General features: G+C 68.6%; 1 protein-coding gene. It reads right to left on the minus strand.

Annotated elements, in window-relative coordinates:
- Nucleotides 1–682: amino acid permease (locus tag BZY54_RS48075; protein WP_244217713.1), on the minus strand; the 682-nt coding region annotated here is incomplete at both ends.

Consider the following 682-nt stretch of genomic DNA (forward strand, 5'->3'; position numbering starts at 1 on the left):
CTCCTCGGTCATGTGGGCGGAGGCGTCGTAGCCGGTGAAGGTGTACTGGGCCATGAGCAGGCCGAGCAGGACGACGTACGCCCCGCTGCCCCAGCCGGTGTTGTTCACGAACTCCCGGAAGACGAACGACGTCGGCTGGTGGTGGTCCGGTACGAAGGCCAGCGCGCCGACGATCAGGGCCACGCCCAGTACGTGCCACCACACGCTGACGCTGTTGAGAAGGGCCACGATGCGCACGCCGAAGGTGTTCAGCAGGCCGTGCAGGACCAGGATCGCCGCGAAGAGCAGGATCGTCCGGCCCGGAGTCACCTCGAACTCGAACTGGAGGTTCAGGTAGGCGCCCAGGAAGGAGGCGGCGCCGAAGTCGATGCCGGCCGTCACCGCCACCTGGCCGAGCACGTTGAACCAGCCCGTGAACCAGGCCCAGGCGGCGGCCGAGCGACGGGGCGCCAGCCGGTGGGCCCAGAAGTACAGGCCCGCGGACGTCGGGTACGCCGAGCAGATCTCGGCCATCGACAGGCCGACGAACAGCGTCATCAGGCCGACCGCCAGCCAGCCCCAGGTGATCACCGCCGGGCCGCCGGTGTCCATGCCGAACAGGTAGAGCGTCAGACAGCCCGAGAGGACCGAGATGATCGTGAAGGAGACCGCGTAGTTGGCGAACGCCGACATGCGGCGGGCG

The sequence above is a fragment of the Streptomyces carpinensis genome (genome assembly GCF_002154505.1).
In the GTDB taxonomy this organism is placed as follows: Bacteria; Actinomycetota; Actinomycetes; order Streptomycetales; family Streptomycetaceae; genus Streptomyces; species Streptomyces carpinensis.